This window comes from Sphingobacterium sp. CZ-UAM (assembly GCF_002000245.1).
Taxonomy (GTDB): Bacteria; Bacteroidota; Bacteroidia; order Sphingobacteriales; family Sphingobacteriaceae; genus Sphingobacterium.
This window is the reverse complement of the sequence record NZ_MTCM01000006.1, coordinates 299,558-320,348: the sequence shown is the minus strand read 5'-3', so window position 1 is coordinate 320,348 and position 20,791 is coordinate 299,558. Positions and strand designations below refer to the sequence as shown.

Below are 20,791 nucleotides of genomic sequence, written 5' to 3'. Positions count from 1 at the left end.
GATGAAATATAATAAATTAATCACAGCATTAATTCTCGGCGGTATATTGCTGGGAGTAAAAACGACTTCGGCGCAATGGACAGGTCCGCGCAAGAAGATTGAAAACAAAGTGGAGGTGAAATATGGACCTTTGACGCCCGCGCATCGGACAGATGAGGCCATGGAACGGTTTCGCAATTATGGATTGGGACAATTTATCCATTGGGGACTATATGCAATTCCCGGTAATGAATGGGAAGGGGTAAGTGCTCGAAAAGGAGCAGCAGCATCCGAATGGATACGTACCTGGAGTGGGCCAACAGCACCGAAAGATTGGAAGAATACCTATGACAACCTCTACAAACAGTTTAATCCTACAGGTTTCGATGCAAAAGCCTGGGCTAAACAGGCGAAAGAAATGGGTGCGAAATATCTTATTTTTACGACAAAACATCATGATGGGTTTGCCCTATGGCCATCTAAGTATACAGACTATACCGTCAAGAAGAGCCCTTATAAAAAAGATATTGTCAAACAGGTCGTAGATGCTTATACGGCAGAGGGAATAGATGTGTTTTTGTATTTTTCGATCCTGGAGTGGAATAATTCAAACTATATGGGGAAAGCCCCTTCTACTCCCGAGGAAAAGGCTAAATTCAATAAATTTTTGGAATATACACGTAATCAGTTGCTAGAGCTCCTACAAAATTATCCACAAATAAAGGGTTTTTGGTTTGATGGTACCTGGGATCAATCCTGGATCCAAGCGTATGATTTTACATATAAATTAGAGAAAGAGTTACGTGAAAAACACCCGGGATTGATTATCGGAAGCCGGTTTAGAAATGACGAATATGGAAAGCGACATTTTGACTCCAACGGTGAGATGTTAGGTGATTATGAACAGGGCTGGGAACGAAAAATGCCGAAGGAATTTGAGTGGTTGGAAGGACGCGACTGGGATTGTGTCATGACGATTCCACCGAATGGCTGGGGGTATATGAAAGACTGGTCGGGGATTTATACCAAGACCTCCGATGATCTGATTGATATGCTGATGAACTGTGTTTCCATGAATGGCAATTTTGTACTGAACTTTGGCCCTGATGGGAATGGCCACATGCATCCGGGAGAGGATAAACTGGCGAAGGAAATCGGAGACTGGATCAAGATCAATGGTGAAGCGGTATACGGTGTCAGACATGCTGGTCTCGCTCCATCTAAATTGGGTTATTTTACGAAAAAAGCGGATAACCTTTATCTTACTGTTTTTAATCGTCCCGTTAACAATATTGTACGCATTGCGGTTCCTAAGAATGCAGCGGAGGTCCCAGTTTCTGCTACCCTGCTCCATAATGGACAGTCTTTGGAATTGAGCCATACGGATATGGGGCTGGACCTAGATAAAAATACGTATTACGATATTCTGCTCCCTAATTCGTTTATGGCAAATAAAGCTTTTGTGGTCAAAATGAAATTAGGAAAACCAAAGTCGCAAAGTGAAAAGCTAATGGACGCAAAAATGTAGCTAACTACATCGTTTTAATCAAAAAGCTGAAATTAAACCTTAACGGTATGAAGTTCAGCTTTTTGTTTTTATACAATGTCCAGCAATTCCTGTGGAGCATGAATAATATACTTTGCACCATGTTGCCTCAATTCATTCTCATCACGAAAGCCCCAGGTTACACCAATAGCAGTCACAGCTGCATGATTGGCTGTATCCATGTCCACGGAGGAATCGCCTACATAATAGCAGTTTTCTTTTGCTATGCCTAAAGTCTGGAGCGTATCCAAGACAATGTCGGGATCGGGTTTAGCCGGATGTCCTGTTCGATGGCCAAGGATCAGGTCAAAAGCGATCGTGGGAAAATATTTTTCCATCAAAGGGATAACCGCCTCATGATATTTATTGGACGCTACGGAGATAAGATATCCCGAAGATTTAAGCTTCTCTAATAAGGTGACAATTCCAACATAGGGCTTTGTATGGGATATTGTCTGCTGTTCGTAGTTGGTCTTAAATGCCGTTAACAGTGTTGCGATTATTTCAGTGCTTCGTGCGTGTTCCGGAAGGGCCCGTTCGATCAGTTTCTGTACACCATTACCTACGAATTTCTTGTAGGCCGAGAGCGGATGGGTTGGATAGCCATATTGTTGAAGGATTGCATTGCAACTGTCTCCAAGATCTTGTAATGTATCCAATAATGTCCCATCTAGATCAAATATTATAAGCTTCATGGGCTAAAGCTAATAAAAAACTATGAGGGATTGATCGAGTATTTTAGGGATAAAATGCTGTTTTTTACAAGGATGTCAAGTTCATTACGCATCATGGCTATACCGGTAAGTAAAAAGACAAGGCACCATGAATGGTGCCTTGTCTTTTTACTGTGCAGATCTTCGTATTTTTAAGGCTTATCAAGTCTTAAAAAAGCTATCTAATCGGAATAAAATAATACGATAACAATGTTTTATAAATTATTTCCAGATACGGGTATCGATACGTTCTTTTTTCGTGTTGTCTAAATCAGGAAAAAATGTAAATCCGGTTACTTTTTCCAGCTCACTTACCGTTAGTTTATAATTGTCAAAAGTACTTTTGGCAGGCGGAGTAACATTGTCGATCTTATAAGCGATCGTATAATATTCGCTTCCTTTCTTCATCGCTAATGCTTTAAAATAGTATTTTGGTTTTGCGATATCTTTTCCATCATTGTCCTGTGCAAAGTCCAGCAGATTATCGGTATCTGTTGTGGGCATAGCTCCCGTCACCACATACATGGTGTCACATTGCGCGGTCCAGGTTCGCACCTTAGTTTCCAGGTTTGCCCAAAGCCCCTGATTGAGACGGGATGCCTGTGCCGTCATATTGGTAAAATAGAATGTTGTTTTATTGTGCGTGATGTTTAGGTTGCGGTCTGCGCTAGGCAACTGATGCCCCCTGTCATAACCCGTTGGCTGGAATCCCTTAAATAAAACGGGTTGGAATGCTGTCGATAGCGCCGGATCATAGCCCCAGGCATCGGTACGATTGCCCGAACCTAAAATACTATTATATAATGGATAAGCTACCCAATACGCCATTTTTAACTTTTTATTATACAGCATAGCGTAGTTTCTCTCCGCGCTCGCATCCGGAAGAAAATGCTGTATGAATACTTCTTCATTCGTCAAATTGTTCATTTTGGGAATTTCCAGATAAGCCTGGGAATCTCCGATGCTCCCACTTAGTTCACCATTGTCGATTTTGATGTTGAAGTTATAACGATTCCCACCAATCAGATTTTTCAATAGCTGATTTTGTGGAGTTGTCCAGGTATAACGAACGCCATCGGTACTAATAAGTTTAATCGTCTTTCCGGTCATATCTTCCCCGGGAAGAAGGGTAAATTCAACGATGGCAGTATTATTGGAATTTGCCATTACTTTTCCTTGTATATCTTTCTTTTCAGCGAGGTTAACATGCAGTTGCCCTGTTGATAGATTAAATTCCCCTTGTGTGTGTACTGAAGGCATACTGACACTAATCTGATTGGCATCTAAAGCATCCGTATTGCTAATGGAAAGATGAATGGCTATTTTGCTCAATTGTCTTACAAAATTGAGAGGGACAGTAGAATTGGTTTTGGCAATATTTTTTGCATTGCTGGCATACATGAAATCTAATGCCGACTGTTTTGTCTGGTCGCTCAGATCAATTGGATATTGAAAATCAATAATGGGTCTGTAAGGATAGTAGGCAATGAAATCTACTTGTTCATTTGGTAAAAAGATGGGCGATTTACTTTGAAATAAGGAACCATTAATTGTAAATACATGATTGTTGACAGCATTCACAATGGAGGCTGATGTTAATTGTTGCCCCGATTTGACCATATAAATGCCGATTTGGTCGCCTTTGTCCCAAGAGATTCCCGTAGCGTCGGTATTAATCTGGCCAACAATGCTGGCCGCAAATTGTAATGCCGTTTGTTCCAGCCTGGACTCGTTTTTTTTGCATGAATTCAGTATAAGCAAGGTAATCATAAAATAGACTATCCGACAAATGTTATGCTGTGGAATAGTCTTGGACTTGTAAATCATAGTAATCGTTAGTGTTGTTAGCAAAGAGGGGCAAAAGTACCTAAGAAAAGTTGAATTTTCCGAGCATAAACCGCTCTTTTTGTGAGAGCAGGAGCTTCGAACAATGCATCTGTTTGATTTTTAGAGATATTTATTGTGGTTATTGAATAACTCCTGGCGAAGACAACTATTTTTTAATGGCAATGAGTATTTGTGCTCAATAACGTATTGTATTTCGAAAAAGACAAGGTAAATAGAAAGACAAGTCTTTCGTATTGAAAGGTTTCGATACTGTACTTTTTTCTAAAATTTTCCTAAAGTGAAGAAAATAGCACAATGTTTGCTGGTAATGCCCGAGCATATATTGATTTGATAAATTATTAATCGGTACTGAAAAGAAATGAAGGGAGTTTTTAAACCAAGAGAGAGGTTGAATAGATTTTTTGTGGTTGTATGTGCATTGTTGATAACTTTTACAATGTCCAGTTGTTTTGACTTTGTTGAACAGATTGACCTTAAACCCAATGGTTCGGGACATATTGCAGCGACATTGAACCTAAGTAAAAGTAAAACGAAAGTATCTTCTTTGATGAAGATGAAAAGTATAAAGGGAATACAGATTCCGACACAGGCTGAGATGGAAAAGGAGATTAAGGCAGCAGTTCAGCTACTTAAACAGACCAAGGGGATTTCCAATGTCCAGTATAAGACTGACTTCACAAATTTTATTGTAAATATATCCTGTGATTTTAGCCAGATCGAATCGTTAAATGCTTTTTCGGACATATTAGCGAATCGGTTTAAGACGAAAATATCGGAATCCAATCGCTACTATTACAACGCTCAGACGAATATTTTTGAACGTAAATTTGTGACTTCAAACAGCTGGAAGTCTAAATTTAATCAGTTGGGAACTGATAATACAGCGCAGTTTGCGGATGCTTTTTATACACAGATAGTGCGTTTTGAAAAAGCAATCGTTGCGCAAGGGAATAATAAAGCAAAATTGGCTGGCAATAAGAAGGGCGTATTATTAAAATTGCCATTTACAGATCTGGTTTATGGGAAGTCTACACTGGCAAATAAAATCACACTAACAAAATAACCTATATGAAATCGAAAATTTTATTGACTGGACTGGCATGTTTCTCTTTAATGGGAAGTGTGAAGTCACAAGATTTAATCACACTCATTCCTGAAGATGCTGAAGTTATTGCAGCATTTAATATAAAAGAAATTGTTCAGAAGGCCAATGCCAACAAATTGAATGAGCTGCTTCAAAAAGCAGGTCTGTTCAAGAAAATTGAAAAATCGGGCGCTTCGGTTGGAAATGATATCAAAAATCTGGGCATCGATTTGTCTCAAACGGCTTATTTCTATAATAGAAAAACAGATAGTGTGAGTTTTCTCGAGTTTATATTTCCACTGTCCAATAAAGGACAATTCGAAAAGCTAATACATGATGCCGGTGAGCCCAAATCTTTTGCCAATGGATATTCAAGCATAGGGATGAAAGCCGGGAGCATATTGGTTTATAACGACCGCGTAGCGCGTTTTATTTCGTCGACGATGAGTACAACTTTCTTTGAGGATGAGGCTGTGGCGAATCGTTATGGGATCAAAAAAGTTTCCTACGTGGCGCCTGCAACAGATGCCTCTCATGAACTGGATTATCCGACAGCGGCAGTGGATTCCGCGGCTGCAGTAGTAGATTCGGCAGCATGGGAAGAAGGTGAAAAGGTGTTGGAACCACTGACTCCACCAGCAATTGTAGAAAGTGTTCCAGATACTGTTCTGACGAATGCTGAAGCTGATGTGCCCATGCCTATGGATATAGCTCCCGCAGAAGTGCGAGATCCAAGTTATTACGATTCACTTTATACAACATATGAGAATCAAAACCGAAAAAATGATTCGATACGGAATGCCCTTCGTGATAAATGGTTGAACGGAGAAGCGACGCGTTTGCTGTCAGCATCCTATAAGCCCCTCTCCATTTCCGATCAGGGAAAAGTGCTCAAAAACTTGGGACTGGTTCGTTTATATGTGCCGCGAGTCGAAGAGCTTTACCGTGGTCTGATGCCTTATAAAACCATTCCTTATCTGTATATGGGAATTAATATGGATAAATTTAAAACTGGTTATAAGGATGGAATGCTGGATTTGTTGCAAGATGGCGATGTGTTGCGATTGAAAGGTTCCATGGGATTAGACAAAGATCTGGTTGAAATGTCTAAGCGCTTATACGCAAGAAAACCAAATGGGAAATTTCGTAAATATTTGACAGATAAAACGCTTGGATTCTTTAATGTTAACATTAATTCAGAGGCCTACTTGCGGGATATGCCTGCTTATACGGCAAAATACTATGGCGGGTTACTAGGACCACAACAAGATTTAGTTGAATGGGGATTAATGGCATTAGAAGTTGCGTTGGATGAGAAAGCAATTGCTCAAGTGATGCCGGGGGACCATCTATTTGTGGTGAATGGTTTACGCAAATTCAGAAAGGAGTATATAGATTATAGTTATGATGATGATTATAATGCAACAGAGGTAAAGAAAACGAAGGACGAAACCTTACCCGTTTTTATTTGGATGTTTACTTCAAAGGATCAGCGTTTGTTCAGAAAAGGATTGGATCTTGCCGTCGCCAAAACCCTTGGTAAAGTAAAGGATGACATTTACGCTTTTTCGTCCAAAAAAGGCATGGATTTTCCGATGTATGTACTTCTGAAAGAAGATCTGGTAATGGTAAGTAATGATTCACTGGCTTTACATGATATCCGTCAAAATAAAAGCATGGCTCCTGCAAATAAAGATTTCATTAAGTTGATGAAACAAAATAAGATGTCTGCTGCGATTGACTTACAAAAATTGCCCGCTATGCTAAAAGAAATGGGGGTAAGCCCGGGAAGACAGTGGGAGCAAACCATGGCACAATTGAATCAATATGGTAGCACGGCAATTACGTCAAAGGGGATTGTAGCTGACCGTATGGAAGCAGAGATATCTACAAAACTTCCACAGACAAAAGATGGGGCGATCAGTTACATGATTGATCAGATTTTAAAAGAGATCAGCAAATAGGAAACTTTGGATGAGCTACGAAACAATTTTACCTGTTAAATTGTTTCGTGTAAAGTTTGTAATATTATGGTTATATTTTTATAATGTTAAATTAATATTACGCTCCTTCGGACGAATAGTGGTATTTTTGTTGTTTGTTGTTTACAAAATAATAATTTAGCTAAACGATTTATACATTATAGGATATGGGGATATTTTCAAAACTGTTTGGAAACAAAACTCAAGAGTCGAAAATCAAGGTTGTAGGTGCCCTCGCTTTTTTAGAGGTGGATATGCATAATCATATCCTTCCGGGAATAGATGATGGAAGTCAGTCCATTGAACAATCTATTGATTTATTGAAGGGGCTGGGTAGAATGGGGTTTGAAAAATTTATTTGTACACCGCATATAATGGACGGTGTGCATCCGAATACCATCCGAACAATTGAAGGGGCCAAAAATAAATTAGTGGATGGTCTGAAAGAGCTTCCTAATCGTCCTGAAATCCACCATGCCGCTGAGCATATGATCGATGATGGCATTGCGCGGTTGATCGAGGCAAATGAGCTTTGTGTAATGCCGGGAGGGTATGTGCTGATTGAAATGTCCTATTTACAGGAATCCAAAGCTTTGTTTCAAACGATATTAGATATACAAAAACTGGGATACCAACCTATTTTAGCACACCCAGAACGTTATAACTATTACCACTATAATTTTAATATGTACAAACAGATCAAAGACGCTGGTTGTATGTTGCAATTGAATCTGCTTTCAATCAGTAGGTATTATGGCGTTGAAGTAAAATCGGCCGCCTTGACAATGATTAAATCAGGTATGTATGATTTTGTAGGAACGGATGTGCATCATGGCCGCCATCTCGCAGCATTGGAAGAGATTGTTGCTAAATATCCTGTCCGCGACTTACTAAAAACATGTTCTATTTTAAATCCGACTCTTCAGGATCATTTGAAAAACGATGATAATATAATTGCCGCAGGATAAAGAACGACACGATTTAAGATATAGAGATGCCCATAAGGCATCTCTTTTTGTTTCCCCTTGACACAGTACTTTTTTATCCTTGTACAGCTAAATTATATGCAGCTATTTTGTCTTTTATTGATCCGGGCGGATATCTAAATTATTTTCAGCTATGCTTGTGTTTTGCAATCATGGAAATTTCGAAAATTTGGCTACTTTTGGATTTAGCATTTTTCATATGAGAGGAAACAGAATTTTTATTCAAGATTGGATAGCACACCATACTTATCAGAAAGCAAACGATATAGACAGTTATTATTTAAGAGTTGCCAATCAGATCAACGATAGCTTATCAACGTTGTGGTTTGAAGAACCAGAGACCAATGATCTTATCCATACGGACGCCTTAAAGACATTAAGTATTTACCTTACCTGTTATTTGGAGGACGTAATTGCCAATACAGGAATATTTGCGGCTTTCAGAAACATTCATAAAGACCTATATGACCAGTTTTTACCTTTCTATAAGGATAACAGCCTGTTAGACTACTATCCCGAGGATATCAATGGTGAAGATGTAGCCGTATTGACCTGGCTATTTTTTAGTGAGCGTAATCCACATTTGTTTATCGATCCTCACGGACGTTTGATACAGTTGATAACGGATCTGGCCTATGCGATTCTGGAGGAACATTATGAAGTGGCTCCTGAAAATCCAAAGTTAAAATTGGAATACACGCTGGATGAAGCTGCGAATTATTTTGAAGTCCGCAATTTTATCGAGAAACTTGTCGCAACAAACTATCTGACCGCGGGCGAGTATAATACCAACCTTAACCACCTGATGCAAGTGGCAGAATTGGGAAGATATCAACATGATCAAGCGCAATTGCAGCAAATGATCTACCGGGTCCGTGATAACCATTTTAACAATTATAGGTTACATTTATTTGCCCTTAAATCTTCCGAATTTATTGCAGAGGTAGTGGGTAAGGAGCATGCACTTTATGGTTCTGTTAAAACCTTGGGCAACCGTATCAACAGTTTCTTTGACTATGTAAAAACGGACGAACAGTTTGTCCACGTCAAACATATCGGTACGAAATCAGCATTCAAGATTTATAAGGATTCGATCCAGGAGTTTGCTGAACCTTCAGAGGCTTTATCCTTCTATATGGAAATCGTTCCTTGGAAGGAAGCCTGGAACCTATCTGGCATTATGACGGTGGTCAATTCGGAAGAGGTGAATTTTGACCTACCGGAGCAATATGAGATGACTTATCGCATTGAGGCGATGAACGGTAAAGACAAGAGCTTGAAAAAGACAGAAAAACAGTTGAAAGATATGGGCAAATTATTCCAGTCTGAGCAAAAGGCGGCTGTAGCTTTTATGGAGGGACGGGAAGTGAAGGAATTTGCAAATGAGTTCTTTAAGAGATATCAACAAAAATATCCAAGCAAGGAGGAGTCTCCTCTTCCGGAATCGAATCTAGACCTGACGGCGGATGCGAAAGTAACGGTTTTCTTTAATCCGAAAACAGGATTAGAGGTTTTTGGTGGAATTGAGGAATTCTTCCCACTGCCGCATAATCCATTTATTGAAAAGCAAGATGAAGGGGCTGAGGCAGATGTTCCATTTGCACGTTATTTCTTGAACCTGCTGGTGGAAGACTTTTTCCCGAGCGAATTGCCAAAGTATTATGCCAACTTATTTAAGACGGAAGTAGATAAGCAATTCTTTTTCCCCTTAGAGGAAGCTGTACTGGATTTCTTCCTTCGCTTTTATAAAAGGGGGAGTTATTTTCTGGGACCATTTCCGCTGATAAAATAATCTTGTCCTATTGAGCACCTATGTGCAATAAAAAATCCCATTGGAGAATCCAATGGGATTTTTTATTGCATCCGACCCTAGTGCTGGAAGCGATATCCTGACCTTGTGGCACTGCTGCTGACCATTCCAGCGGGAGATGACGGTCTGCAGATTAATTTAATGTAAATAAATCGTATTTAAAATGTTATCAGTGCTCTGGTAAAGAATATGCTCTGGGCTATGATCTATTTTCATTCCGATATTTTGGAAAATTCTACCTAAACTTGTAAGGTCAATTACAAGTGATGAAGGATGCCTATCGAAAACAACATTCCCGATTTTAAAAAATTCTTTTTGTCTTACAAAGACAAGGTCTATAAATATGCCTTGTTACATCTGAAAGAAGAAGATACTGCCGCTGACTTGGTTCAGGAGGCATTTTCTCGCATTTGGAAAAAGTGGAGCGAATTAGATGAAAATAAGAACCCGCAGTCTTATTTATACACCATTGCAAAAAACCTCGTATTTGACGAATTGAGAAAGCAAAAAGTACGGTTCCAATTTAAACTTGATGAAAATGATGCCGCAAGACAGGTGGATAATTCAAACGAAGAATCTATCCGTTTTAAAGACCTAGAACGTGTCTATCGTGAAGCGATTGAAAAGCTGCCTAAAGCTCGTCTGGAGATATTCCTTTTGAGCAAAGAAGAGTTTTTGGATAATCAGGAAATTGCGGAACGCTTAGGGATCTCCGTGAATACTGTACGCGATCAATTGGTCAAGGGGAACAAGTTTGTACGTCAGTATATCTTGGATAATTTTGAGCTTTCGACAGCCCTGTTGATATTCTTAACTATTTTTTAGCGTAGCGTCGTCTTATCGTCTTTTAGATACGTATATGTATTTAAACGATCGCAAAGATGATGGATCCCAAACTAGCTACCTTATATACAAAATACCTAAAGGGGGAATTGACCCCACAGGAAAACACCATATTTTTAGATTTACTGACTTCTTGCGATAAAGACGATTTACCCGATTTGGAGGCGGTGATAGCGCTGGATGAAGGTACTTTCGATTTAGATCAATCTACCACTGACCATATTTATTATACGATTACCGGTACGGAATTAACCGCCGAAGTGCGACCTATTTGGAGGAGAAGGCACGTTATAGTCCTAGCCGCTGCAGCCTTACTGTTGGTCGGTTTTGCATTTCTTTTTTTGTATAAGACGCAACCACTGCCAGGCGATTCAGAATACAAAGTGGTCAAATACAGCAACCCAACGAAATTTGTCAAACAGCTTACGCTTTCCGATGGTACACGTGTTTCCCTTCGCCAAGGGGCATGTATTGAAATTCTATCTGATTTTAATGTAGACAGTCTACGACGGGTCAAACTTTCGGGAGAGGCTTTTTTTGAAGTGGCCAAAAATCCTGACCAAGCTTTTGTGATTGTTAATTCTGGTGATTTTGACGTACGCGTATTAGGGACAGCATTTAATTTAATCTGCTCTCCGCGGCGTAGCCGTTTGGTCTTAAATCACGGAAAGGTGAAGGTGTCCCATGGGCATCAGTTCTCTATTGTTCACCCAGGTCAACAGGTGGCTTATGACAGGGATCATGGGCAATTTGATGTGTCGCCTGCGGATACCGTCGTTTCTTCAAATGGGAAAAGTGAGTTATTGTCTTTCAAGAATGTACCTCTTTCGCGGATTGTTGCCGATCTGAATAACCTATATCCGGATCAAAACCTACGGTTGGTCGATTCATTTCAAACTGCAAGTTTTACAGGATATCTACCAGCCAATGATCTTGACAAATCATTAACAATTCTTAATACAGCATTTAATCAAATAATTATCCATAAAAAGTAATTTATGAAAAGAACCAATTACTATTTAAAACTTATGGGTGGAGCGTTGCTGTTTCAGTCTCTAGCGCTTCAAACCATGGCTTCTCAGTTTACAACTGGGGAAGGGATCGGGAAAATTCTTGCCAAAATGGAACAAAAGTTCAACGTAAAATTTGGCTATGATGCTTCTATCGCCGATCAAAAAATCAATGAGCTCGCCAATCTTGAAAAGCTGAAAAAGGAGGGAATTGCCCAATTCATCCAATTGATTTCTGATGGACATCTCGAGGTGAGAAAGATCGATGATAAGCTCTATGTTGTGTCAAAAAAAGAGACCATTGCAAGTGAAAAGATGTTTGCCGTACAAAAGGAATTGCGTGGAAAAATAGTGGATCAGGAAACCAACTTACCTATTGCGGGAGCCACGATACGTGTCAAGGAGTCGTCTATAGCGGCAACGACGGATCAGCTGGGGGCGTTCAAGTTATCCGGAGTTTCGGATCATGCGATACTGCAGGTTTCTTATATCGGATATGAGCCTGTTGAGGTGTCAGCAAATAGCGCAAGTTTGATTCGGCTTTCCAAATCGTCAGAGGCTTTAGACGAAGTCGTGGTCACAGCTCTTGGTATCAAGCGCGAGCAAAAAGCCCTTGGGTATGCCGTTCAGGACATCAAAGGTGACCAATTGGCCAAAGTCAAGGGTGTTGATGTGGGAACAACATTAACAGGTCGTGTTTCGGGTTTGCGTGTCATGAACAGTACTGAATTTAACCGTGCACCAGATATACAACTTCGTGGAAAAAATCCCTTATTGGTGATTGACGGTGTTGCTTATGAGAACATGAGTTTGCGTGATATCGCTGTTGACAATATTGAAAATATTTCAGTACTGAAAGGCTCCACAGCGGCGGCTCTATATGGGATTGAAGGGGCAGGTGGAGCAATCATGGTCACCACAAAAAAAGGCCTCCCGCAAAAAGGAGTAGAAATAACTGTAAACTCCAATAATATGTTCTTTGCGGGATATTTAGCACTCCCTAATGTACAGACATCTTATTCAGCGGGATATGGAGGTAAGTACAATACAGACGATGAGGTATGGGGAGACAAACTGGATATTGGTCGGAAATATAAGCAATGGAATCCATTGACTAAACAAATGGATGATGTAGAAACCGAATTGACTTCAAAGGGTAAAAACAATTTTCAGAATTTTTTAGAGCCCGGTTTTATCTCCAATAACTCTGTTAGTTTCACGAATCAAGGGGAAAACGGAAGTATCCGTACCTCCATAAACCATATCTACAATAAAGGGCAATATCCGAACACCAAGCTGAATATGACCAATATCTCCGTATCTGGGGAAACCAAGATATCTGATAAGGTGAATCTGGAAACACGTTTGGGATATAACAGAAGGTATGCGCCAAATGATTTTGGCTCGGGCTACAATAATCAGGGGTATATCTATAATATCTTAGTATGGACAGGTCCAGAATATGATTTAACACAATACAAGGACTATTGGCAGACAGAAAATGTCAGTCAAAACTGGTTATATAAAGCCTGGTACGACAACCCCTACCTCTCAGCCTACGAGAAAATAAGTTCAGAACTAATCAATAAGCTGAATGCTGCGGTTACGTTAAATTACAAAATGACTGATTGGGGAAATTTCTTGTTGCGCAGTGGGTATGACTACTATGGTAATACAAGAGAACAGACCAACCCAATGGGTATCTACGGAACCCGTGGTGGTTTTGATGGTTCAGGAGGTTATGATAACAGGGGGAAATACTGGTCCAGAAAACAAGATGGCTTTAGCACAACCAATGACTTTATCTTTACGGCTAAAAAGAATTTTGGTGATTTTGGTATTGATGCACTTGCAGGCGGTTCTATTTTTTATCGCAGGGATAATACCATGACTGCATCCACGGTTAATGGTCTCACTATTCCAGGATTTTATTCCTTGCGTAATTCCTCAGGACCTGTTTCTGCGTTGGAGGGTAAAACTAAGGAAATGCGTAATGGTATATACGGCCGGTTATCCTTGTCATGGCGTAATGCGATATTCATCGAGGGCACTGCCCGTAATGACTGGTATTCGATGAGGCCTGATAAATCTTATTTCTATCCATCGGTATCAGGAAGTGTCGTGGTGTCTGACTTAATTCACAAACCAAATTGGTTGAATTTATTGAAGGTAAGGGGGTCTTGGGCATCTACGGTATATCCGCCTAATCCGTACGAAATTAATCAAACGTTTGGCGTGACCAACAATGTTTGGGATGGTTTGACTACTGGTTCGTATCCGAATACTATAAAAGACTTTTTTATTAATCCGACCAAGGAAGATATGACCGAGTTCGGTCTGGAATGGGCTGTTTTAAACAATCGTCTGACCGGAAGTTACACCTACTACGCCAGAAGGCGCTATAATGTTATCGCTGATATCTCAAACTCTAATTACAGCAATATATCACACACGACTGGTTTTAGGGCTCGTCTAATCAATTTGAAAGAAGAGCTTATGACCCGAGGTCATGAGATCTCGTTGGGCGGAGTTCCGATCCGGAGAGAAAACTTTGAATGGTCTGTTAATGGTAATCTTTCGCAGAATTTACAATATTATCATAAACTTGATCCGGACTATACGGCCGATGCACTTTATATAAAAGAGGGCATGCGCACCGATCATTATGTGACGCGTGACTGGGAACGCTCACCAGATGGAGAGATTATCCATAATGCTGCCGGCATGCCTGTCAGTGCTGTACATACAGCAAGATTATTTGGTTATACAGCTCCAAAATGGTTCTGGGGAATCACCAATCAATTCCAATACAAAGATTTTAATCTCTCCTTTAGTTTTGACGGTCGTATCAAAGGGTTGTCTTATTCTAACATGAACGCACGTTTATGGCAGACAGGAGCACATCCTGATTCCGATACGAAGGAACGTTATGAAGAGGTGGTGAATGGCAATCGCACTTTTGTCGGCAAAGGGGTAAAAATTGTGTCGGGAGAGGTAAGCTACGATAAATACGGTCAGATTATAAAAGATACACGTGTTTTTGCGCCTAATGAAACCGTTGTGTCTTATGAAAACTATTGGAAAAGAGCTTATTCAGGTACGCGAAATATTTGGGACGAAACGTTTATTAAGCTTCGAGAAGTTTCATTAAGTTACAATTTGCCAAAAGATGTAGCTTCTCGATTTAAAGCCAAAAAGGCGAGTATTGGTGTCACTGGACAGAATCTGTTTTTATGGACAAAAGAGTATCGTTTCTCTGATCCGGATGCGGGTTCAGAAGACCTAAACTCTCCATCGATGCGTTACCTTGGTTTTAACTTAAGCCTAAGTTTCTAATCTAACACTTTTAACACGGATTACAAATGAAAAAAATAGTCACATATTTATTAATCGGACTCCTTGGGACAACAGTATCCTGTTCCAAGTTTGAAGAGATCAATACCAATCCTGAGGCGACCGATAAAGTAACATCGGGCATGATCGCTACACGGATCATACTAAACCTTGCAAACCAGCCCACGCAAAAAGGTTTTCTACAGCCTTATATGCTCAACAAAAATATTGTTTGGACTGAATTTGTGGAGTCGTTTCAATATAATGGTTTTGGAGCGGGTACCCTGAGTTTTAGTGCCATAAACGATGCGCACTTCATGCCTAAATTTGCTACTTCGGAGAAATTGGCTAAATCCTATGAGGGTTTAATGTATTTTGCCCGCGCCGTCAAGTTCTTTGAAGCAACCATGGATTTAGGGGATATCCCTTATAGCGATGCGTTAAAAGGAGAAACCGATAAGCAATACTTTCCTAAATATGACACTCAGAAGGAGGTATTTATCGGTATTCTAAAAGAATTGGAATTGGCTGATCAGGCCTTTGCCGCTGGAGAAAATTTCACTGGAGACCCTCTATATGGGGGGAATACTACCAAATGGCGTAAATTGGTGAATAGTTACACGTTGAATGTATTAATGCAGCTGAGCAAGAAAGTTGGTGACGCAGATTTAAATATCAAAAACCGCTTTCAGCAGATCGTTGCCAATAAACCGATTTTTACGGCAAATGCAGATAATTACCAATTAATTCGTTCGGATAAAAGTGGACAACAGTACCCTTTTTATAAAGTCGGGAATAACTTTACAATCTATCCAACCATGTCTACCGAAATCGTGGATAGGTTAAAAGCGCGTTCGGATCGTCGTCTATTCTATTATGGAAACCCTTCGCCCAAAAAGATTAGCGGTGGAATGACGGCAGCGAACTATGACGCTTACGTCGGTATTGACCCTTCGTTGAAATATGATAATATCCTGGATATTAAAAACAGTAATGACTATTCGAAACTGAATGACCGTTATACTGAGATTGCAACTGGAGAACCTACACAGCAGCTTTCCTATGCGCAGCTTTGTTTTATCCTCGCTGAAGCAGCTGTTCGTGGCTGGATAAATGAACCGGCTTTGGCATGGCACAAAAAGGGAGTGGAAGCCTCTATGCAATTTATCTTTGACAATACGCCTAATACGGAACAGTTTCATCATGGTATGCCTTTGGATGCAGCTTACATAAATACTTATGTCGGTGGTCTGACATTGCCTGCAGGGGCAGAGGCACAAATCGAGGAAATCATTACCCAAAAATATCTTGCCAGTTTTCTGCAGTCGGAGTTTAATACCTATTACGATTACCGAAGAACAGGCTATCCGAAATGGAAGATCAATCCAGAGACGAGCTTGAACTCAGAGGCAACAGGCAAAATACCGGTTCGCTGGCGATATCCTGCCGTTGAATATGATTACAACACGGAAAATGTGGATGCCGCGGTGTCCAGACAGTTTGAGGGTGTGGATAACGTTAATCAGTTGATGTGGATCTTAAAATAGTTAATACATTGACCTGTTGATTTTTTTATGATAAAACTATCCCCGTACATGAGATCAATCGTGTGCGGGGATTTTTCTTAAAAACGTTACATAAAAAGCGCTTGCGAATGAATATATTCGCTGATAGACCATTGAATTTATAAGAGATATAACAGATATTTTTATGGATAGTAGAAGAGACTTTATTAAAAAGGCCTCCTTGCTGGCTGGGGTTTTTGGCTTACAGAGTGCTGTGCCGGATGCGATACAGCGTGCTCTGGCGATTGAACCAGTTGCGGGGAGTTCTGTTTTAGATGCCGAGCATATTGTTTTGTTAATGCAAGAGAATCGTTCCTTTGATCATAGTTTTGGTACACTACGAGGGGTGCGGGGATTTAATGACCCCCGGGCTATCACACTACCTAGCGGAAATCCCGTATGGTTGCAGGCATCCGCCTCAGGAAAGACGTATTCACCTTTTCGATTGGATATTAAGAATTCCAACGCAGCCTGGACAGGAAATCTTCCCCATTCCTGGGAAAATCAAATGGCAGCGCGTAACCAAGGGAAGCATGATAATTGGATAGAGGCAAAACGTCCCGGTGGAAAAGTTTTGAGCGAGATTCCTTTGACTATGGGCTATTATACCCGTGAAGATATACCCTTCTATTATGCATTAGCCGATGCGTTTACGATCTGTGACCAGCATTTCTGTTCCTCCATTACAGGTACGACGACCAACCGCCATTTTTTCTGGACAGGTACCTGTGTGCCACATAAAGGGGCAAAACCGTTGATCCGTAATTCAGATATTTACTTCGACCGTTGGGCGCATTGGAAAACTTTTCCAGAACGTTTGGAGGCGGCGGGTATCTCATGGAAGGTCTATCAGAACGAAGTCAGTATGGAGACTGGCCTTAATGGAGAAGAATGGTTAGGTAATTTTACGGACAATAATTTAGAGTGGTTTTCACAGTACCATATTGAATTCAAGAAAAGTCACCTGGAATTTATGCGTAAGCGTGTGGCAGAACTTCCTGCTGAGATCCAGGAGCTTGAAAAAGCATTGGCAAATAATGGAACTGAAAGCGTACAGAAAACCAAAAATAAGCTCAAGCAGAAACAGGAGCAGCTCAACAGCTATAAGAAAAAGTTGGAACAACTTACCGAACAGGCTTTCCGACAGCTTCCGAAAGAACAAATTGCATTGCATGAGCGTGCGTTCCAAACCAATGAGGATGATGCATTTTATCGTGAAACGACCTCAGTATTACATGAAGGAGAACAGATTACAGTACCAAAAGGGGATGTATTACATCAGTTTCGGAAAGATGTGAAGTCGGGGAATTTACCTACAGTATCCTGGTTGGTTGCGCCACAATGTTTTTCGGATCACCCTAGTGCGCCAATGTACGGGGCTTGGTATGTGTCCGAAATATTGAATATCCTGACTGAAAACCCGGAGGTTTGGAAAAAAACTGTGTTTATGCTCAATTACGATGAAAATGATGGTTACTTCGATCATATTCCACCGTTTGTAGCACCAAACCCAGCAGATGCCCGGTCGGGAAAAACTTCAGCAGGGTTGGATTATAGCGATGAATATGTGAGTCTGGAGCAAGAACTGGCCAGCGGAGAGAAGAAAGAGCATGCCACCGAGGGACCAGTTGGTCTGGGCTATCGGGTACCTCTGATTATTGCGTCTCCCTGGAGTAAAGGCGGTTGGGTCAATTCGGAGGTCTGCGATATTACGTCGACCATTCAATTTATGGAGTATTTCTTTGACAAGAAACTTGGTAAGGACGTAAAAGAACATAATATCAGTCCCTGGCGCCGTGCTATTACGGGAGATCTGACTTCGGTATTCCGGAAGGCGGAAAGTGGAACTGCTGTGGAATTACCATTCCTGGACCGTAATCAACAGATCTATGCAATAGATCAGGCTAAATCCAAGCCACTACCGAATAATTTTCATGTATGGACTGCAGATGAGATGCAAACGTTACAAAATACGGGCAGGGCAGCACAATTGGCAAGACAGGAAAAAGGTCAAAAAAACTCCAATGCGCTGGCCTATGAGTTATATGCAAATGAATCTGTCGATAAGGATACGGTAAAACTGGTGATGTCTGCGGGGAATAAGATTTTCGGCGCTAAATCCCTGAGCAGCCCTTTTAATGTGTATAGTGGGCCGAGTTATAAAGATGGTGTAAGTTTTTGGCCATTTGCGGTTATCGCGGGGGAGGAGTTGAGTTTTGACTGGGACCGAGCAGACTTTAAAGATGGTTATTATGATTTAACGGCATATGGCCCAAATGGGTTTATGCGCAGCTTTAAGGGAGATGCGGAGCGTCTATCTATTGTTGCGAGCTATGAAATCGGGAAGAAAGGAGTTCCCACAGGAAACCTTATCCTGGAAGCGAGCAATAAAGGTGACAAGACCCTTCACGTGCAGGTGAAAGATAATGCCTACAGCAACTGGAAGAAAAATACCGTATTGGGTCCTGGTAAATCCATCAATTGGGTTTTAGAATCCCAGAAAGTAAGTGGTTGGTACGATGTGACTTTACAGATTGTTGGAAGTAAATTTGTTCGCCAATTTGCTGGCCGCGTAGAGACGGGTAGCCACTCGAAGACTGACCCACAGTTGGGCTAAAAATCAAGAGGTGTAAAATGCTGATATGAATTTGGCTAACCCATTTGTAATATAACAAAAGCCCCTAGTTTTAGTTGAACTGAGGGCTTTTGTGTTTTTAGTACGTTGATATTCGGTATTTTATTTTTTAATCCATTCTTCCAGCAGAGCTTTTAATTTTGGATCGCTTGGTCTTGGACTATCCGCCGTGATTAGATTTCCGGCTTTATCAATGAGTATATAGCGCGGAATAGAATTGACTTTGTAAGCATTGGATAGTTCATTGTCAGCGCCTGCATGCAGCTGAATCCCTTTTAGCTTTTTCTCTTTCACATAGCTGTCCCATTTGGGTTTATCCTGATCTACTGATACGCCTACAAAGGCTACTGGTTTTCCGTTAAATTCTTCATTTAATTTTTCCCAATGCGGTTCTTCGGTACGGCATGGACCGCACCAGGTCGCCCACATATCCACCAAGACGACTTTGCCTTTAAGATCTGCAAGACTTGTTTTCTTTCCGGTAATATCTGAAAAAGAGAATTGAAACGCAGGAACTCCTACTTTTGTCTCTACCAGTCTCGCCTCGACAACTTTTGATCGTTCGATTTGCTCAGGAAGCGTAAAATATTTTTTGTATTTCTCATTCATTTCCTGAAAGTCACCATAGGAACGTGCACCCTCAAGACGTTGCAATATATATTGTCCTTTAAGTATGTCTGGTCCGATGGCTGCAATTTGTTGATCGAAAGTTGGTTTAGTGGATAGGTCCAATTTCCGATAAATGATATTGCTCATAAAGCGGTCGCCGTAGGGAAATTTTAATAGTTCCGTTGTTAGGTAACGATCTGCATTGAATTGCGTATAGAAGTCGCTCATTTCCTCTTTGCTCGGGTGGGCTGTACGCGGCATGTAAAGATAAGAGATCGCATAATAGGCAAAATCATAATCGACTAGCTCGGGAAAGAATTTGTCGAAAAGAACGTTTCCTGTTTTTGCGCTCTTTTTGATGGCATCAAGTTTTACCTTAAACTGTTCAACCTCGGGGAAGAAATCGACATAGGTGCTCATACCTCCGGGAGTGGTTCCTTTATCACGAAAAGATTTCGACTGTTTGTCCCAAGCGTATAAGGTTTCGTTTTCTGGACTGTTTTTACCTGTTAATTCGTAGTCATTTTGACTTAGTTTTAGATTTAAATCCTCATTTCCCTTGAAGTAAAAACGAAAAAGTCCCTGTTGATTCTGTGCATTTCCGCTACCAACAGCATATAATCCTTTATATTCAGGAGTAAAGCGAAATGCAAATCGTCCTGATGCATCGGGAATAGATGTGGCAATTTCTTTTAAACGACCATTTAATACTTTAAATAGTCCGACACGTTTTATTTTTGCTGGATCTGTTGTTCCTGTAATGTTGCTCGGCTGCTGGGCCAACGCCACAAGCGAGGAAATGATAATTGTGAATAATAGAATGGTTTTTCTAATCATGATATAGATTG

Annotated in this window: 13 protein-coding genes; 10 read left to right on the top strand and 3 right to left on the bottom strand. The window is 40.6% G+C overall.

Going from position 1 to position 20,791, the window contains the following annotated elements; translation table 11 throughout:
• Position 1 precedes the first annotated feature (1 nt).
• Complete coding sequence (locus tag BWD42_RS20645) at positions 2–1,507, top strand: alpha-L-fucosidase (RefSeq protein WP_077438288.1); 1,506 nt, start codon at positions 2–4, stop codon at positions 1,505–1,507.
• 68 nt (positions 1,508–1,575) lie between these two features.
• Here BWD42_RS20645 and BWD42_RS20640 read toward each other — a convergent pair whose 3' ends face one another.
• Both BWD42_RS20640 and BWD42_RS20635 read right to left on the bottom strand, forming a co-directional pair.
• Positions 1,576–2,220, bottom strand: coding sequence for an HAD family hydrolase (locus BWD42_RS20640; RefSeq protein WP_077438287.1), 645 nt, complete (start codon positions 2,218–2,220; stop codon positions 1,576–1,578).
• Between the two features lie 240 nt (positions 2,221–2,460).
• On the bottom strand, positions 2,461–4,065 hold the full coding sequence (locus BWD42_RS20635; RefSeq protein ID WP_077438286.1) for a DNA/RNA non-specific endonuclease: 1,605 nt from the start codon (positions 4,063–4,065) through the stop codon (positions 2,461–2,463).
• Positions 4,066–4,522: 457 nt separating this feature from the next.
• Here BWD42_RS20635 and BWD42_RS20630 point away from each other — a divergent pair, with 457 nt between their 5' ends.
• The 9 genes from BWD42_RS20630 (at position 4,523) to BWD42_RS20590 (ending at position 19,316) form a co-directional block, all read left to right on the top strand.
• The gene (locus tag BWD42_RS20630; RefSeq protein ID WP_077438285.1) at positions 4,523–5,149 is read left to right on the top strand and encodes a hypothetical protein; all 627 of its coding nucleotides are present in this window, start codon (positions 4,523–4,525) and stop codon (positions 5,147–5,149) included.
• A gap of 5 nt (positions 5,150–5,154) precedes the next feature.
• The gene (locus BWD42_RS20625; protein WP_077438284.1) at positions 5,155–7,134 is read left to right on the top strand and encodes a DUF4836 family protein; all 1,980 of its coding nucleotides are present in this window, start codon (positions 5,155–5,157) and stop codon (positions 7,132–7,134) included.
• A gap of 185 nt (positions 7,135–7,319) precedes the next feature.
• Entirely contained in the window at positions 7,320–8,120 is an 801-nt protein-coding gene (locus tag BWD42_RS20620; RefSeq protein ID WP_077438283.1) for a tyrosine-protein phosphatase, read from the top strand.
• A 217-nt stretch (positions 8,121–8,337) separates the two neighbouring features.
• Complete coding sequence (locus BWD42_RS20615; RefSeq protein WP_175992109.1) at positions 8,338–9,930, top strand: DUF3843 family protein; 1,593 nt, start codon at positions 8,338–8,340, stop codon at positions 9,928–9,930.
• Positions 9,931–10,221: 291 nt separating this feature from the next.
• Complete coding sequence (locus BWD42_RS20610; RefSeq protein WP_077438281.1) at positions 10,222–10,773, top strand: RNA polymerase sigma-70 factor; 552 nt, start codon at positions 10,222–10,224, stop codon at positions 10,771–10,773.
• Between the two features lie 56 nt (positions 10,774–10,829).
• Positions 10,830–11,786: a FecR family protein gene (locus tag BWD42_RS20605; RefSeq protein ID WP_077438280.1), complete on the top strand. Its 957-nt coding sequence runs from the start codon at positions 10,830–10,832 to the stop codon at positions 11,784–11,786.
• Positions 11,787–11,789: 3 nt separating this feature from the next.
• Positions 11,790–15,137, top strand: a complete 3,348-nt coding sequence (locus BWD42_RS20600; protein WP_077438279.1) for a SusC/RagA family TonB-linked outer membrane protein — start codon at positions 11,790–11,792, stop codon at positions 15,135–15,137.
• A 26-nt stretch (positions 15,138–15,163) separates the two neighbouring features.
• A complete protein-coding gene (locus BWD42_RS20595) occupies positions 15,164–16,681 on the top strand; it encodes a SusD/RagB family nutrient-binding outer membrane lipoprotein (protein WP_077438278.1) in 1,518 nt (505 codons plus the stop codon).
• Between the two features lie 163 nt (positions 16,682–16,844).
• On the top strand, positions 16,845–19,316 hold the full coding sequence (locus BWD42_RS20590) for a phosphocholine-specific phospholipase C (protein ID WP_077438277.1): 2,472 nt from the start codon (positions 16,845–16,847) through the stop codon (positions 19,314–19,316).
• A 120-nt stretch (positions 19,317–19,436) separates the two neighbouring features.
• On the opposite strand, the gene BWD42_RS20585 is transcribed toward BWD42_RS20590, so the two are convergent.
• Entirely contained in the window at positions 19,437–20,780 is a 1,344-nt protein-coding gene (locus BWD42_RS20585; protein ID WP_139351232.1) for a TlpA family protein disulfide reductase, read from the bottom strand.
• Between the last annotated feature and the right edge of the window lie 11 nt (positions 20,781–20,791).

Excerpts from the sequence above, each read along its gene's own strand:
- BWD42_RS20645 (WP_077438288.1), top strand. The coding sequence starts at position 2 with ATGAAATATAATAAATTAATCACAGCATTAATTCTCGGCGGTATATTG.
- BWD42_RS20640 (WP_077438287.1), bottom strand. The coding sequence starts at position 2,220 with ATGAAGCTTATAATATTTGATCTAGATGGGACATTATTGGATACATTA.
- BWD42_RS20635 (WP_077438286.1), bottom strand. The coding sequence starts at position 4,065 with ATGATTTACAAGTCCAAGACTATTCCACAGCATAACATTTGTCGGATA.
- BWD42_RS20630 (WP_077438285.1), top strand. The coding sequence starts at position 4,523 with ATGTCCAGTTGTTTTGACTTTGTTGAACAGATTGACCTTAAACCCAAT.
- BWD42_RS20625 (WP_077438284.1), top strand. The coding sequence starts at position 5,155 with ATGAAATCGAAAATTTTATTGACTGGACTGGCATGTTTCTCTTTAATG.
- BWD42_RS20620 (WP_077438283.1), top strand. The coding sequence starts at position 7,320 with ATGGGGATATTTTCAAAACTGTTTGGAAACAAAACTCAAGAGTCGAAA.
- BWD42_RS20615 (WP_175992109.1), top strand. The coding sequence starts at position 8,338 with ATGAGAGGAAACAGAATTTTTATTCAAGATTGGATAGCACACCATACT.
- BWD42_RS20610 (WP_077438281.1), top strand. The coding sequence starts at position 10,222 with ATGCCTATCGAAAACAACATTCCCGATTTTAAAAAATTCTTTTTGTCT.
- BWD42_RS20605 (WP_077438280.1), top strand. The coding sequence starts at position 10,830 with ATGATGGATCCCAAACTAGCTACCTTATATACAAAATACCTAAAGGGG.
- BWD42_RS20600 (WP_077438279.1), top strand. The coding sequence starts at position 11,790 with ATGAAAAGAACCAATTACTATTTAAAACTTATGGGTGGAGCGTTGCTG.
- BWD42_RS20595 (WP_077438278.1), top strand. The coding sequence starts at position 15,164 with ATGAAAAAAATAGTCACATATTTATTAATCGGACTCCTTGGGACAACA.
- BWD42_RS20590 (WP_077438277.1), top strand. The coding sequence starts at position 16,845 with ATGGATAGTAGAAGAGACTTTATTAAAAAGGCCTCCTTGCTGGCTGGG.
- BWD42_RS20585 (WP_139351232.1), bottom strand. The coding sequence starts at position 20,780 with ATGATTAGAAAAACCATTCTATTATTCACAATTATCATTTCCTCGCTT.